The 14,502-nt window shown below is 46.5% G+C and carries 14 protein-coding genes and 1 pseudogene; 8 read left to right on the top strand and 7 right to left on the bottom strand.

Annotation, left to right across the window (positions count from 1 at the left end; genetic code table 11):
• The first annotated feature begins 17 nt into the window (after positions 1-17).
• Positions 18-1,079: a DNA mismatch repair protein gene (locus tag V5298_RS08655; protein ID WP_332931059.1), complete on the top strand. Its 1,062-nt coding sequence runs from the start codon at positions 18-20 to the stop codon at positions 1,077-1,079.
• Positions 1,080-1,091: 12 nt separating this feature from the next.
• Here V5298_RS08655 and V5298_RS08650 read toward each other — a convergent pair whose 3' ends face one another.
• Positions 1,092-1,337: a YfhL family 4Fe-4S dicluster ferredoxin gene (locus tag V5298_RS08650; RefSeq protein WP_332931058.1), complete on the bottom strand. Its 246-nt coding sequence runs from the start codon at positions 1,335-1,337 to the stop codon at positions 1,092-1,094.
• Between the two features lie 99 nt (positions 1,338-1,436).
• Positions 1,437-2,111, bottom strand: coding sequence for a DNA mismatch repair endonuclease MutH (gene mutH / locus V5298_RS08645; protein WP_332931057.1), 675 nt, complete (start codon positions 2,109-2,111; stop codon positions 1,437-1,439).
• A gap of 106 nt (positions 2,112-2,217) precedes the next feature.
• On the opposite strand from mutH, the gene rppH reads away from it, so the two are divergent.
• The 7 genes from rppH (at position 2,218) to V5298_RS08610 (ending at position 9,660) form a co-directional block, all read left to right on the top strand.
• On the top strand, positions 2,218-2,754 hold the full coding sequence (rppH, locus tag V5298_RS08640; RefSeq protein WP_332931056.1) for an RNA pyrophosphohydrolase: 537 nt from the start codon (positions 2,218-2,220) through the stop codon (positions 2,752-2,754).
• A 34-nt stretch (positions 2,755-2,788) separates the two neighbouring features.
• Positions 2,789-5,080: a phosphoenolpyruvate--protein phosphotransferase gene (gene ptsP / locus V5298_RS08635; RefSeq protein WP_332931088.1), complete on the top strand. Its 2,292-nt coding sequence runs from the start codon at positions 2,789-2,791 to the stop codon at positions 5,078-5,080.
• Between the two features lie 115 nt (positions 5,081-5,195).
• Positions 5,196-6,002 (top strand): sulfite exporter TauE/SafE family protein, encoded by an 807-nt coding sequence (locus V5298_RS08630; RefSeq protein ID WP_332931055.1) that lies wholly within the window; start codon positions 5,196-5,198, stop codon positions 6,000-6,002.
• A 3-nt stretch (positions 6,003-6,005) separates the two neighbouring features.
• Positions 6,006-6,824, top strand: a complete 819-nt coding sequence (lgt, locus tag V5298_RS08625) for a prolipoprotein diacylglyceryl transferase (protein ID WP_332931054.1) — start codon at positions 6,006-6,008, stop codon at positions 6,822-6,824.
• Between the two features lie 3 nt (positions 6,825-6,827).
• Positions 6,828-7,661 (top strand): thymidylate synthase, encoded by an 834-nt coding sequence (locus V5298_RS08620; protein WP_332931053.1) that lies wholly within the window; start codon positions 6,828-6,830, stop codon positions 7,659-7,661.
• 17 nt (positions 7,662-7,678) lie between these two features.
• Positions 7,679-8,701 (top strand): response regulator, encoded by a 1,023-nt coding sequence (locus V5298_RS08615; RefSeq protein ID WP_332931052.1) that lies wholly within the window; start codon positions 7,679-7,681, stop codon positions 8,699-8,701.
• A gap of 20 nt (positions 8,702-8,721) precedes the next feature.
• A complete protein-coding gene (locus V5298_RS08610; RefSeq protein ID WP_332931087.1) occupies positions 8,722-9,660 on the top strand; it encodes a diguanylate cyclase in 939 nt (312 codons plus the stop codon).
• On the opposite strand, the gene V5298_RS08605 is transcribed toward V5298_RS08610, so the two are convergent.
• From V5298_RS08605 to V5298_RS08585, 5 genes and pseudogenes are all read right to left on the bottom strand, one after another.
• Positions 9,657-11,849, bottom strand: coding sequence for a response regulator (locus tag V5298_RS08605; RefSeq protein ID WP_332931051.1), 2,193 nt, complete (start codon positions 11,847-11,849; stop codon positions 9,657-9,659). The genes V5298_RS08610 and V5298_RS08605 overlap by 4 nt on opposite strands.
• Positions 11,850-12,021: 172 nt before the next feature.
• Complete coding sequence (locus tag V5298_RS08600; RefSeq protein WP_416351162.1) at positions 12,022-12,342, bottom strand: hypothetical protein; 321 nt, start codon at positions 12,340-12,342, stop codon at positions 12,022-12,024.
• 131 nt (positions 12,343-12,473) lie between these two features.
• Complete coding sequence (locus tag V5298_RS08595; protein ID WP_332931050.1) at positions 12,474-13,298, bottom strand: DUF3530 family protein; 825 nt, start codon at positions 13,296-13,298, stop codon at positions 12,474-12,476.
• A gap of 78 nt (positions 13,299-13,376) precedes the next feature.
• Entirely contained in the window at positions 13,377-14,063 is a 687-nt protein-coding gene (locus V5298_RS08590; protein ID WP_332931049.1) for a pseudouridine synthase, read from the bottom strand.
• 11 nt (positions 14,064-14,074) lie between these two features.
• Positions 14,075-14,502 (bottom strand): annotated as a pseudogene (locus V5298_RS08585) (RNA polymerase-associated protein RapA); the annotation flags it as partial.

The following is a 14,502-nucleotide window of genomic DNA, read 5'->3' as shown; positions in this document are numbered from 1 at the left end:
ATAAGGTAGGTACACGTATGTTGCATCATTATGCGCTGGGTATTCTGTGTCTTTGTTATGGTGTTTTGGTTATCCAGTTTTTTCGTGAGCGACCGCATATTATCGCTGCAAACTGGGTTCTCGCTGCGTTGTTGTGTTGGCCTTTCATTCTAACCGATGAATTTATTCGCATGTCTGGCGAAACCTCAAGTCTTATGGGGCTAACGGCCTTTGTGCCGGTGTTAATCATAAGCTGTTTGTACCGTGCGGTGAAATCACTGGTGATTGATAACCCGCCACCTTCTAAACCCATGTTATGGTTACCGCTGGGCCTGACCTTGATAGGACAGCTTGCTGTCGCCTTTGAGCCGGTTTCTGAACGCATTTTTTGGATCACGGCTTCTCCTGTTGGCCAACCATTGACTCATGGCCCCGTCTATCTTACCTACATGTTATCCGGGTTCAGTGTGCTGATTTTAGGCATATTGATATCTGAAATGGTGCAAAACTATCATCGTCACTTATCTTCTCAGGTTGCCGAGCTTGCGCACTTTAAAGTGCGTTGGGTAGGAGGTGCCTCGGGAATTTGTGTGGGCTGTGCATTTTGTTGCATCTTGTTGGTGACCGCAGCCACATTTGGCTTTTTTAACGTGGATTTTTGGCAGTCGTTGATCAATCTTTTATTGGCCATTGCCATGTTGTTGGTGTTATTGGCGCTGATCCGACCCCAACATACTTCACCTTCGCCGTTAGATTATTACCGTCTTGACGAGCTAAACGCGGAACACTGCGTCATGCGAGAGGCGCTAACGCGGGCTGAAGCGTCTATGGTAGATTCAGAAGCATTTAAAACGCCACGACTGACCCTTAAAGCGTTTGCGAAAGAGTGTAAGGTGGAACCAACCACGTTAATCATTGCCTTGCGCTTGCTGGAAAAACGGGATTTTCGCCGTTTTGTTCATCAGTATCGGTTGGAATATGCGCAAACAGTGCTGTTGCCCAATAACGAACATCTTGCGCATGAGGCGAAGCGCTTTGGCGTGCAGTCGGACAAGTTCTTAGACGATGTCTTATCGCGCTATTTTAGCAAGACGCGGTAGTTTTCGTTTACATCAGTAGTGCATTTGCGCGTACTTATCAGCCAGTTCAGCAAGGCTTTCACGGTGAGCTGGATCTGGTGAGATACAATCCACCGGACAGACCTGTACACAGCTTGGTTCATCATAATGGCCAACACACTCGGTGCAGCGTTTATGATTTATCTGATAAATCTCTTTCCCTTGGGAAATGGCCTCGTTGGGGCATTCCGCAACACACATATCGCAATTAATACATTCATCGGTAATAAGTAATGCCATTGGGACAACCTATTTGTAGGCGAATTTTACACCGAGTATAACCAAAGGGCGCTGAACGGCTCTTGACGCAAGTCAATACATCATGGCGAGAGTAGATGATTAGTTAAATTGTCGATGGAGGATTTGTTCGGTAAAGCTTTTACGCAGGTAAAAGCCCCGGGGGCGCGTGCGGATCTTTTCACCATCATCACCGATGGCATCGGTTAGGATCTGCCCACTGGCGGCTTTAGGCCGAATGTGCAGGGCTTGGCCTAAACGTGCGGTGATTTGCGCTACCTTTCCTAGAGCGATCATTTCTGTCAATTCTTCCCAATCACCTTGTAACACGGCGTCTTCTTCGTTGTTGGGTTGCCAGAAAAAGGCCGTTGCCACACGGCGTTCTGCTAGCGGAATTTCCCGATCCCCTTCCACCGGTACCCACAATACGCGCTGTAATTTATTTTTCACATTGGATGTTTGCCAGGTAACACCGGATTGATTGGTGAGCGGTGCATAACACACATAGGTCGTTTCCAGTGGTCGGTAAAACCCGTTAATAGGGATGGTTTTTAGCTCAATCCCCAGTTCTGGAAAATCCTGTTGGGGTTTGGAGCCTGCGGTGGCGCCGAGCCATTTTTCAATGAGCATACCGGGCCAGCCCTTGTGGCGCTGGAGATTCGCCGGAATGGCAAGCTGCGCCATCTGGGCCAAATCACCCAAACTCAGACCGGCAATGCGTTGACTACGGGCTAATAATTCAGCCTGATTTTTCGGAGCCGTTTGGGGTGGTTGCAAGATGATCTCCATACAATATGCGTTGAATTCGTATTAATGCTTTGAAAGGGATATAGTTTATGGAAGAATGCATCAATAGAAAAGTTTATCGTGCCCGGGAGTCTATGTGATAGATGCCGACGGATTCCGTGCGAATGTGGGCATAGTGATTTGCAACAAAATGGGTCAAGTATTTTGGGCAAGACGTTATGGCCAACATTCATGGCAGTTTCCACAAGGCGGAATTGATGAAGGGGAAACTGCAGAAGAAGCTATGTACAGGGAGTTACACGAAGAAGTAGGGTTAACACGAAAGGATGTCACCATTCTCGGTGTTACCCGCAACTGGATGCGATATAAATTACCTAAGCGACTTATACGTCAGGGTAGTTCACCCGTGTGCATAGGTCAGAAGCAAAAATGGTTTTTACTCCAGCTGGATTGCCAGGATAAAGACGTGGATGTGTTAAAAAGCGGACATCCGGAGTTTGATGACTGGCGGTGGGTGAGCTATTGGTATCCCATTCGTAACGTCGTGTCTTTTAAACGTGATGTTTACCGTAAGGTGATGAAAGAGTTTGCTGGCGTCGCCATGCCGGTGGGTCAACGTGTGCACAATACGTCGTCCAACAAGCGTTATCGTAAACGCCGTCGAAATGGATAAATAGGAGAGCATCCAGGTGGCCGAGATTGGGAATATTCTCACCACATTAAAACGTATCGTTCAAGAGATGATCCAAATTCCTGAATTGGATCAAGCTCTTTTTCGGCTTGCCTCCAGGGTCAAGCAAACCATGCGCGTGGATTCTTGTTCTATTTATCTTGCTGATGAGGACAATCAAGTCTTTGTTCTCAAAGCCACCGACGGGTTACATCCCGATGCGGTGGAACTGGTCCGTATTGGTTTTTCTGAAGGCCTCATTGGCCTTGTGGGGCAACGGGAAGAACCATTAAACATAGTCAATGCCCACCATCACCCCCGATTCAAACACTATCCTGAAGTGAAAGAAGAAAACTACAACGCCTTTTTAGGCACACCTATCATTCATCAACGTCGCGTGCTTGGTGTGATCACCATGCAGCAACGGGCGATGCGCAGATTCAGCGAAAATGAAGAAGCGTTTTTGGTCACGCTGGCTGCGCAACTCGCCTCGGAAATCACTAATGCGGATATCCGGGGGGCGTTAAGTCACGAATCTGCGGTTGGGGTGTTGCCGCCACAAAAAAATGTCAGAGGCATCGCGGGATCTCAAGGGCTCGCAGTGGGAATTGGCTGTTCCACAGACAGCTCCATTTCATTACGAAATTACGTTGCCAAGCGATGTGTCGATAAAGATATGGAAATCCATCGTTATCGACGTGGTGTGGAGCTTACCCGTAAGCATGTGGATCATTTATCAAGCCGTTTAGATAGCGCCATTCCCGATGATGTGAAATCCATTTTTCAGCTTTATCACCAATTGCTCGATGCCAATAGTTTAGGGCGAGAGGTGGAAGCAAAAATTCGTGAAGGTTGGGATGCCGGTTCCTCATTAAAAATGGTGGTGGAAGATTACGCCACCCGTTTCCAAAATATGGAAGATCCTTATATGCAGGAGCGGGCCATTGATATTGTGGATCTCTCAAACCGTATCCTGATAAATATACTGTCTGATGAAGACGGCAAGGTTCCCGCTGCCAAAGAAGTTAAACAACCCAGTATTTTAGTGGCCGAAGAAGTCAGCGCCTCCATGTTAGCGGAGTTTCCCCGGGAATATTTGATGGGGATTATTTCTATTCGTGGGTCGAATAACTCCCATGCGGCCATTTTAGCCAGAGCCATGGGGATACCGGCGGTCATGGGGTGTCAGAATATCTCTCCGGCACTGGTGGATGGAAAAGAGCTTTTGCTTGATGGTTATTCCGGCGAAGTGATTATTTCCCCTGATAGCTCTATTCGTGCTGAGTTCATTCAGCTTATTGAAGAAGAAGAAACCCTGGCCGAGCGCATTGACGCAGAAGCGAGTCTGGCCTGTGAAACTCAAGATGGGTGTGGGATTTCCTTATATGTAAATGCCGGCCTGTCGGCGGATATTGAAACGACCCAATATGCCAATGCTCAGGGGATTGGTCTTTATCGAACAGAAATTCCCTTTATGTTACGGGAACGGTTTCCGTCGGAACAAGAGCAGGTGGAATTATACCGAGAAATCCTGATGGCCTCGCCGGAACAAAGCATTACCATGCGAACGTTAGATGTGGGCGGGGATAAACCACTACCGTATTTTCCAATTAACGAAGAAAATCCTTTTCTCGGGTGGCGTGGTATACGTTTGACTTTAGATCACCCTGATATTTTTCTTGTTCAAATCCGGGCCATGTTGCGAGCCAGTATTGGTTTAACGAACCTGAAAATTATGCTGCCGATGATTTCATCTGTGGGTGAAGTGGAAGATGCAGTGCGTCTATTGGAACAGGCATACCTTGAAATCAGTGATGAAATTGCGGATTCTGACGTGATTTTGCAAAAACCCAAACTGGGGATCATGTTGGAAGTACCCTCGGTACTTTATCAGTTACCCCAACTGGCGAAGCTGGTGGATTTTTTCTCTGTAGGCAGCAACGATTTAACCCAGTATCTGCTGGCGGTGGATCGAAACAACGCCCGGGTGGCCAGTTTATATAACAGTTATCATCCTGCGGTACTCAGTGCCTTATATGATATTGTGCGCCAGTCAAATGCGAACCAGATCCCCGTTACCGTATGTGGCGAAATTGCCGGTGAACCCGGTGGTGCTGTTTTGCTAATGGGCATGGGATATCGAAAGCTGAGTATGAATGCCCACAATTTACGTAAAATAAACTGGGTAATACGTAATGTCAGTCTGGATGAATCGAAAACATTGCTGGCAAAAACACTCACGGCGTCAAGTCATGAGGAAGTCTTTAATCATATCAATCATTATTTGGAACATCGCGGACTAGGTGGGCTGGTGCGCGCCGGCTCCTAGTCTCTTTCGTCATTCGTTGCACGGCTTCTTCGATTTGTCGGTTATCCCTGCCTCGGCTCTTTATGCCTGTTCATTCTGTGGTAGGCTACGTCCTCATTTTCGAGAGATAGAATACATGGAACCATATTCTCTGATTTTTTTATGGTGTCTGGGTATCGGCTTAGTGGTTGGGCTATTGGCCGGTATGCTAGGTATAGGTGGTGGACTGATTATCGTTCCGGCTTTGTCCTATTTAATGGTTCATTTTCTCGGTATGAATACCGATACCGTTATGCCCATGGCCGTAGCAACGTCGTTATCTACCATTATCTTTACCGGTTTTTCTTCTGCTTTGGCGCATCATCGTTTGGGCAATTTAAGCCGATTCGTTGTTACATGGAGTGGATTAGGTATTGCGGCGGGGTCTGTTGCCGGTGCGTATACGGCCAGCGCCATTTCTGGGCATACCTTAAAAAACATTTTTGCCGTTTTGGTGATCCTGGTGGCAACACAAATGGTGTTTCAGAAAAGCCGTCCGTCAGGCCATAAGGCTAATAAACCCATTTTGCTGTCTGTGGGAGGCGGTACCGGGTTCATCAGCGCGTTGATGGGCATAGGCGGTGGTGCATTGTTGGTGCCGGCGTTAATCTGGTTTCAGGTGAATGTTCGTCAGGCTATCGGCTGTGCCGCATTTAGTGGGCTGGTTGTGGCCTTATTTGGTACGGCTAGTTTTATTAGTGCAGGTTTTTCCGCAACGGGGTTGCCAGATAATTCCATCGGTTATGTTTATTATCCGGCCACACTTGGTATTGTAACTACATCGGTGTTTACTGCGAACCTAGGGGCGAAACTAGGACAGAAAATGAATACCGATATATTAAAAAAATTATTGGCCGGCCTGTTAGTGCTGGTCAGTATACGAATGATAGTAGGAATTGAATAAATCATGGCAGAAAGCAGTTTCCTGGTTTTTCCAAATATAGATCCCGTCATCTTTAGTGTCGGGCCGTTAAGTGTACGATGGTACGGCATGATGTATCTGGTGGGATTCATTGCCGCTTACATGCTGGCACAGAAACGTCTATCACAAACCAACTGGACACGAGAACAGCTCAGTGACTTATTATTTTGGAGCTTTGTGGGGGTCATTTTAGGCGGACGTATTGGTTATGTCTTGTTCTATCAGTTCGGTATGTTCTTGGACGATCCTTTGTATTTATTCCGTATCTGGACTGGCGGCATGTCTTTCCACGGCGGATTATTAGGCGTCATTGTGGCGTTGATTTGGCAAGCCAAAAGAATGCAGACCACCTTTTTGCAGATCGGTGATTTTGTTGCCCCCCTGGTGCCTATTGGTTTAGGTGCAGGGCGTATTGGTAACTTTCTCAATGCTGAGCTGTGGGGCAGAACCACCGATGTACCATGGGCGATTATTTTCCCCAACGCGGGCAGTGAGCCTCGCCACCCTTCTCAATTGTACGAGTTTACCTTGGAAGGCGTGTTACTCTTTGCTATTTTGTGGTTGTACTCTGCACGTCCTCGTCCTGTTGGCGCGGTGGGTGGACTGTTTTTACTCGGCTACGGTTGCTTTAGGTTTACGGTGGAATATTTCCGTGAGCCCGATAGGCAAATTGGCCTGTATCCCATGGGACTAAGTCAGGGCCAGCTTTTATGTATACCTATGGTACTGGCAGGTGCCGGTCTTATGATTTGGGCTTATAAACATCATTCTTCGGCAAAAAATAAGAACGACCAAAAGAAATAAATCATGAAAGAATATTTACAGTTAATGCAACATGTCAAAGAGCAGGGTGTACGCAAGGATGACCGCACAGGCACAGGTACATTGAGTGTCTTTGGCTATCAAATGCGCTTTGATTTGGCCGAAGGCTTTCCCCTTGTGACCACGAAAAAGTGTCATTTAAAGTCCATTATTCATGAACTGCTGTGGTTTCTCAAAGGGGAGACCAATATTCGGTACCTGAAGGACAAGGGCGTGTCTATTTGGGATGAATGGGCAACCGAAGAAGGAGAGCTTGGCCCGGTCTATGGTAAGCAGTGGCGCAGTTGGGATGCCGGTGATGGCACCACCATTGATCAGATCCAACAAGTGGTTGAACAGATAAAGAACAATCCCGATTCCCGTCGTCTTATTGTCAGTGCGTGGAATCCCGCGGTATTGCCCGATGCGTCCTTAAGTCCTAGAGAAAATGCCGCGGCGGGCAAACAGGCTTTGCCGCCCTGTCATACCATGTTCCAGTTTTATGTGCTTAACAATAAACTGTCGTGTCAGTTGTATCAGCGCAGTGGCGATATTTTTTTGGGCGTGCCATTCAATATTGCCAGTTATGCACTTTTAACACTCATGATGGCGCAGGTGTGCAACCTGGAGCCCGGCGAGTTTATCCATACTCTTGGCGATGCCCATTTATATACCAATCATTTGGAACAAGCCGAATTACAACTTTCTCGGCAACCATTTCCTCGCCCTACCATGAATATAAACCCCGATATTAAAGATTTATTGGCTTTTTCGTTTGCAGACTTTGAACTTAGCGGTTATCAGTGTCATCCTCATATTAAGGCACCTGTGGCAATCTAATTAGGGAATAAATCAAGATGACAACGCCGGTACTTATTTGTGACGATTCGTCTTTTGCCAGAAAACAAATGGCACGATCAATACCGGATGGTTGGGATGTTACCCTGTCTTATGCAGGGAATGGTCAGGAAGCGTTAGACGCCATTCGGGCCGGAAAGGGTGACGTCATGTTTCTGGATCTGAATATGCCGGTGATGGATGGTTATCAAACCATGGAGGCTATTCGAGAACAGGATTTGCCTTGCTTGGTTATTGTTGTCTCCGGTGATGTACAGCCTGAAGCCCGTAGTCGGATGTTGTCCTTAGGGGCGCTGGATTTTATTCGTAAACCGGTAGACAACATCTCCTTGTCGGAGTTGCTCAATCAATATGGTATTTATCGCGGCGAGGCGACGGCGAGCAAGCGGGTTGTTGATACTCTCCAAGATGGCGGCGAGCAAACCGATGATCGCTTAGACGCTTACCGTGAATTGGTGAATGTTGCCATGGGGCGCGCCGGTGAAAGCTTGGCACGTCTGTTGGGGGCGTTTATCGATTTACCTATCCCCAATGTAAACGTTATCGAAACCACCGAAATTCACATGGCAATTGCCGAAATCAATAAAAATGAACGGGTATCTGCAGTATCTAAAGGGTTTACCAGTGCCGGTATTCATGGTGAAGCCCTGGTTATTTTTAACGATATGAAGTTTGATAATGTTATCAAGCTGTTGAATTACGGTACCTCTTCAGACAGTGAACAATATCAGTTAGAAGCTTTGATGGATGTGTCTAACATTCTCATTGGTGCTTGTTTAAATGCCTTATCGGCCCAACTGAATGTGAATTTTAGTCATAGCCACCCCATTTTATTAGGGCAACACAGTGGCTTAGGCACTATGCTCAGTAGCAATGGTATGCGCTGGGGAAAAATCATGGCTGTGGAAATTGGCTACGCTGTCAAGGAGCGTGATATCTCTTTTGATTTATTGCTTTTGTTTCCTGAACACGCAATGAAAAAAATATATTCCCGTTTAGTGGATGAGGATAATGTGGCGTGAGTAATGATGAAATAGGGCGAATGCACTGGCAAAACGATTTACTGAGCTCCATTGAAGTGGGTATTGTGGTGCTCGACAGGGAATTTCGTATTGAAGTATGGAACCAGTTTATGGAAAATCATGCTGACAAATTGCCCAGTGAAGTGATAGGGAAGTCTTTATTCTCCCTATTTCCTGAAATAGAAGAACAGTGGCTGAAAAGTAAGGCAGAACCTGTATTTAACTTAAATACCCCAGTTTTTATTATTTGGGAACAACGGCCTTATTTGTTTAAATTTGCCTCTTCACGTCCTATTACTTCGGACGCTTCACACATGTTTCAAAATGTGACCATGTTTCCCCTGTTGTCTCCCGACGGTACAATACAGCGCTTATGTTTACTGGTGTACGATGTTACCGATGAAGCCCTGCGTAAACTGCGGATAGAGCGACTCAATGACGAACTGAAACACATGAGTCGTATCGATGGGTTAACGGGTTTATATAATCGTCGATACTGGCAGGAACAATTTGATCGTGAATACAAACTGGCGTGCCGCAAACAGGGGCGCAAGTCTGTCATGATGTTAGATATCGATCATTTTAAGAAAGTGAATGATACCTATGGCCACCAAGCTGGTGATGAAGTGATTCGCGTACTGGCCAGAGTCATACAAAAAAGCATCCGGGAAACCGATTTAGCAGGGCGCTATGGGGGCGAGGAATTTTCCATTGTCCTGGAAGACTCCGATGTGGACAATGCGCAAAAGGTGGGCGAACGAATTCGGCGTCTTGCCGAGGCCATGAGTGTTGAACATGAAGGCCATCAAATCAAATTTACAGTAAGTATTGGTGTGTGTGAATATACACCGGAAATCGCGTCATCAATAGCCTGGCTGGACTATGCTGATAAAGCCTTGTACTTATCGAAGAAGAGCGGCCGCAATCGGGTCACCACCTTTGAGCCCGAGACGGCTTAATCGGGCAACGTCTGGAGTAATTTTAGCGTGTTTTTTAACTCTTGATAGGCCACTGGTTTAACAAGGTGGTACCGAATACCAATATCAAACGAACGTTTTTTGTCGCTTTCATACGCACTGGCGGTGACGGCTATGATGTGGGCTTGACACTTTTGTTCTTTGAGGATGGTGGCCACTTCAAAGCCAGACATATCCGGTAAATGCAAATCAAGTAGTATAACGTCGTAGTCGGTGGTATTTACCTTTAACAGTGCGGTTTCTCCGTCAGGAACCACCGTGGCTTCATAGCCTAAGTTTTCCACCATATCCTGCATAATTTCTGCGTTAATGGGCTCATCTTCAATGATCAATACGGAAAACTCTTTTTGTTCACTTACCGGTTCTTTCTTCGTCACAGTCAAGTGATGGATGGCATCAATAAAACGGTTTTTATCTAAAGGTTTGACAAAAATTTGCCAAGCGGGAATATTTTCACTGCTAATAAGATTGGCAATTTGGGGCGCTGCCGACACCAATATGATAGGTGGAACATGCTCTGCGAGCATTGCATGTAAATAGCTCACTAATTCGGCACCATTAAGTCCGGGCATGTAATAGTCGGTGATAATGCCATTGTAGTCTTTTATTTTCTCCTGATTTGCCAGTAGTTCGGTGCCAGATTTGTAGGTATCGACATGAAAACCTTCATGTTCGATGAGATAGGATAAATGAATACGGGTAATTTCCTGATCTTCCACCACGGCGAAACGGATCGCCGGATTCACTTCAGGACGTGTATTTTCTAGCTCTGAAGCCATCAGTGGTACGCTAAGTACAAATTCCGAGCCACTGCTAAGCACACTGGTAACCGTAATGTCACCACCTATCTCTCTGAGTTGACGGCGGGCGGCATACAGTCCCACTCCGGCCCCCGTGTATTGCCGCGGGTTGTGGTGCGCTTTATAAAATCGTTCGAAAATGAGCTCACAATCTTGAGGGCTAATGCCAATACCTGTGTCCACCACCCGAATTGTCAGTAGCAGTTTTCCTTTTTCCATCGTTACGGCATTGTGTATGGATATGACGCCTTCATGGGTAAATTTAACGGCATTGTCGAGGACGTTTTTCAACGCCTTGATAATAGGCGTAGGCGTGCCTTTGACATGATGCGGTAGCACGGTTTCATTGACGACCTGATAATTTAGTTTTTTTTGGTGACAATTAAAGAAAAAATGGCTTAAGCCATCATCAAGTAGTCGGATAAGATCAAAGTCTTCCGGTTCTAAGGCCTCATCAATTTGTTTGCTTTGCATGCTATCCACAAGGTTGCTGGACAGCATAAGCAACCGATAACAGGATTCTTCCGCCCGTTGGATGAGTGGCTCTTGCTGGTTTTTCATATTGGGAAGCAGTTCTAGCGCGCCTATGATAGAGGCGATGGGCGAACGGAATTCGTAGCTCATACTGGCGAGAAACTCTTCTTTTGTCGCCATTAATAGATGGGCTTGTTCCCGTTCATGTTGGGCATCTTTGCGGGCATCTTGAACCAGATTGAATTGATCGAGTACCAGAGCGCGTATGGGTTTAAATAAGTAGTAAACAATGGTGAGGGAAAGCAACAATGTGAGTGTCCAAATTGCCAAGAGCCACCTTTGATTTAACGCGATTTGTTGTGATAGTTGCTCTTCAAATAACGTTACAGCGAAATTAAGTTGCTTGAGCATGGCAGATGCATCATTCAAGGTTGTGGGTTTTATCGCCACATAGTTTTCAGGTTGTGAGCTAACAAGACGTAAGGCACTTTCGGTGTATTCCGCCACATGCTTGTCTAAGGCAGCAGGCTCTTTAAAGTAGAGCGCTTCAAGTTCATCGGTAAGTAGATTGAAGGTGCCATCCAGTGATTGGCGGCCTACCAATACTTCATGATTTTTTGTAAACGCCCGCACCAGTACAATTAATTCCCTTTCAAGGGCAATGCGCTGTGCAATACTTTTTTCTTGCACCAGAAGGTTTTCAAGAAACGCAATACGTTGGGAAAGCATGCGCTGGTAACCCGCGATATTAATGATTTGGGGTTGGATTACTGTGGCGTTTAAATAGTGCTGGGTCCAGCCATAAAAGAGAGTGAGTAACAATGTCAATGTGACTAAGGCAATGCTATAGGTGTGCCTTATTTTTTGTTTCAAACTGTTGAGGCTGGTGTTTGGCATTCACGAATTTCCATTGCTTTTGTTGATTTGCGTCCGTGTCAAATAGCCTAGTCTCACATGCACCATGTAGTGAGGATCTGAAAAATGACAAACGGCGTACAGAGACTATAGCTGCAGAATGAGTAGTACGCACAGTTTTATTTGCGGGCAATGATGCCGTGATCTTAGGGGGTTAAGGGCGTATGCCAACACAATCTGAGGGGTAGACGCCACCGCCTTCTAGAAACGTCAGACAAGTGGTCAATTCTGTAATCAGGGATGGGTCGTGTTTAAGTTTCCCTTCAGACCAGTAATGCAGCTGATGTAAAACATGCCAGAAAACCCGTTCTTTCGAGGTATAGGGCTGGTCAAAGGTATAATTGATTTGGCTCCACTCTTCCAACGTGTCCCAAAAGAAAATATCCAGTTCCGAATAAGGTACACTTTCCTGCCAAAAACCGCGCAGGAAAAAACACAGCTGTGCAGCTTTGGTATCGACAAAGGATATAAGCATAATAAGGGCTGCCAGAATCTTGAAATGATTACTAGTATAGCTAGTGGGAAAATTTTTTCTGTCAATTGTATTTAAAAGTAACTATGTCTTTGATTTCACATCGAATATATTTAAATGCATAAAAATGAGTTTTACCAACCTAAATATCGTGTCCAGCCGTAAATTTCCTTATCTAAGTTGGACGCCAGCGCCGATGTACTGTTGGATAAGGTGATGGGGTTCACACCGGATAGGGTTTTTTGGCGGTAATATAATTTAAGGGTCTTATTTACCGCTCGTTGGCGTGATGACAGCAAAGATATGGCCTGGTAGACATGGGCAGTATGTAAATCAATGATGGGAATATCAATCTGTGCAATCTTCTCGGTCAGTTGTGCGTTTATGTCCTTGTCCGGCCAGAAGGCATCGAGCAAAACTAAACTGTCTGCATTGGGTATGCTGCCTTTGGCTGTGAGTGACACCAGCTGAGCCCCCGTCATGCCCTGGGCAATGACCAGCCGAAACCCTGGGATGTTCGCCGAACTATCAAAAGCGGCGTTAATCCATAACGAGAGACTGGATTCCGATGACGAGAAATCTACTTTAAATGCGGTATTAGATGCCCGGCTATGGAGCGCATCGGTCATGTCTGAGGGGGCAAGGGGGTTTATGTTCCATTGCACGGTATCGGAGGGCAAAATACGGGTATGCCAACCCCGCTGATTTAATTGCATCGCCAGCATTTGGGCATTGTGCAGGGTTAACCCCTGATGTCCGTTATCTAAGAAAATAAGCGCCACACCGCGACTTAAAGGCGTTGTGGGTTCTGCCGCAAAAACGGGCATATCTTCATCGCCTACGAGTAGGGTGTCATACTCTGAAGGGAGATAGTGCTGACGAATATTCTCCACTAATGAGCTGGCCTTTGCCTGAATAGCAAACAGCAATAAAACAACGAAACACAGGTGACGTTTCACAGTAATCTCACGGCGTTTACACTTAGTTAAGTATATCGGCCGTGAGAAAGATAACTTAATGACGGTACACAACACCGGCTAAATAAGCGGCTGGGGCTGATGTGTCATAAAGGGAATGTCGGCACGAAATTGACGCCACTGGCCACTGGTGGGATGTTGCAATACGAGTGTTTCTGCATGGAGTTGTAAGCGCGGTGCGCGGGCAATAACGGCATCGGGTGCGTACAGTCTGTCGCCGATAATGGGGTGACCAAGGGATAGCATATGCACCCGCAACTGATGAGAGCGCCCGGTGACCGGTGACAGTTCTACCCAGGTTTCGTCATCAAAGCGTTCAATTACCCGGTAGTAGGTGAGTGATGCTTTGCCGTTTTCCATGTCCACTTTTTGTTTTGGACGATTCGGCCAATCCACGATTAACGGGAGTGTAATGCTGCCGGAATCTTGTTCCACCACACCATCTACCCTGGCAAAGTAGCGTTTTTTGGTTTGCCGTTCCTGAAACTGACGGGACAAATGACGATGGGCAGCTTTATTCAACGCCATGACCATAATGCCTGAGGTAGCCATATCCAAGCGATGCACCACGGTAGCGGAAGGCAGTACCTTCTGAACGCGAGATATTAAGGCATCTTTATGAGCAGGCTGAATGCCCGTTACACTTAGTAAGCCGCTTTGCTTGTTGGCGATAACAATATCATCGTCGTAATACACCAATGACAGGTAAGGGGCCATGGGAGGCCGGTAAACGAAGTTTTTTTTCATGCTGCCAGTCATTACGGGTTATTCACGACAATACGTAAGCCGTCTAGCTGCACTGATGCCCCGCGCAGGGCCTCGGTGAGCCCACTGCGTTGCTTGTCGATAAAATCAATTTCGCTGTCTCGGATGGCCGGATTTTGCTGTTGTAAATCCCGCAATCGTTGGGCTTCGTCATTCAGTGTTTGCTGCATAGTGGCAATGGCGTCACTTAGGATCTCATCAGCCTGATGCTGAGCGGCGGCGGTGGCTTTTTCAATGTACAGCGTTAGTGGTTGCTGCAATGCCTTAATGAGTTGCTGTGAAAGCTTTCTGCCTGCGGGACGGCCCACTTCAAAGTGCAGATCCACAGGATTACCCTGTGCATCCATGAAAATACGAATAGGAGTTGCAGGTAAGAAACGACCGGGCTGCAAAACACGCTCGGCATTGGCTTGTAATACAT

It is taken from the genome of Alteromonas sp. 14N.309.X.WAT.G.H12 (assembly GCF_036697315.1).
Taxonomy (GTDB): Bacteria; Pseudomonadota; Gammaproteobacteria; order Enterobacterales; family Alteromonadaceae; genus Alteromonas.
The sequence above is the reverse complement of the archived record's forward strand: the minus strand, read 5'-3'. Positions and strand labels throughout refer to the sequence as shown.

What these genes read in the sequence shown, in the direction of transcription:
- V5298_RS08655 (WP_332931059.1), top strand. Translation starts at nt 18, where the DNA reads ATGTTGCATCATTATGCGCTGGGTATTCTGTGTCTTTGTTATGGTGTT.
- V5298_RS08650 (WP_332931058.1), bottom strand. Translation starts at nt 1,337, where the DNA reads ATGGCATTACTTATTACCGATGAATGTATTAATTGCGATATGTGTGTT.
- V5298_RS08630 (WP_332931055.1), top strand. Translation starts at nt 5,196, where the DNA reads ATGGAACCATATTCTCTGATTTTTTTATGGTGTCTGGGTATCGGCTTA.
- lgt (WP_332931054.1), top strand. Translation starts at nt 6,006, where the DNA reads ATGGCAGAAAGCAGTTTCCTGGTTTTTCCAAATATAGATCCCGTCATC.
- V5298_RS08620 (WP_332931053.1), top strand. Translation starts at nt 6,828, where the DNA reads ATGAAAGAATATTTACAGTTAATGCAACATGTCAAAGAGCAGGGTGTA.
- V5298_RS08615 (WP_332931052.1), top strand. Translation starts at nt 7,679, where the DNA reads ATGACAACGCCGGTACTTATTTGTGACGATTCGTCTTTTGCCAGAAAA.
- V5298_RS08610 (WP_332931087.1), top strand. Translation starts at nt 8,722, where the DNA reads ATGCACTGGCAAAACGATTTACTGAGCTCCATTGAAGTGGGTATTGTG.
- V5298_RS08605 (WP_332931051.1), bottom strand. Translation starts at nt 11,849, where the DNA reads ATGCCAAACACCAGCCTCAACAGTTTGAAACAAAAAATAAGGCACACC.
- V5298_RS08600 (WP_416351162.1), bottom strand. Translation starts at nt 12,342, where the DNA reads ATGCTTATATCCTTTGTCGATACCAAAGCTGCACAGCTGTGTTTTTTC.
- V5298_RS08590 (WP_332931049.1), bottom strand. Translation starts at nt 14,063, where the DNA reads ATGAAAAAAAACTTCGTTTACCGGCCTCCCATGGCCCCTTACCTGTCA.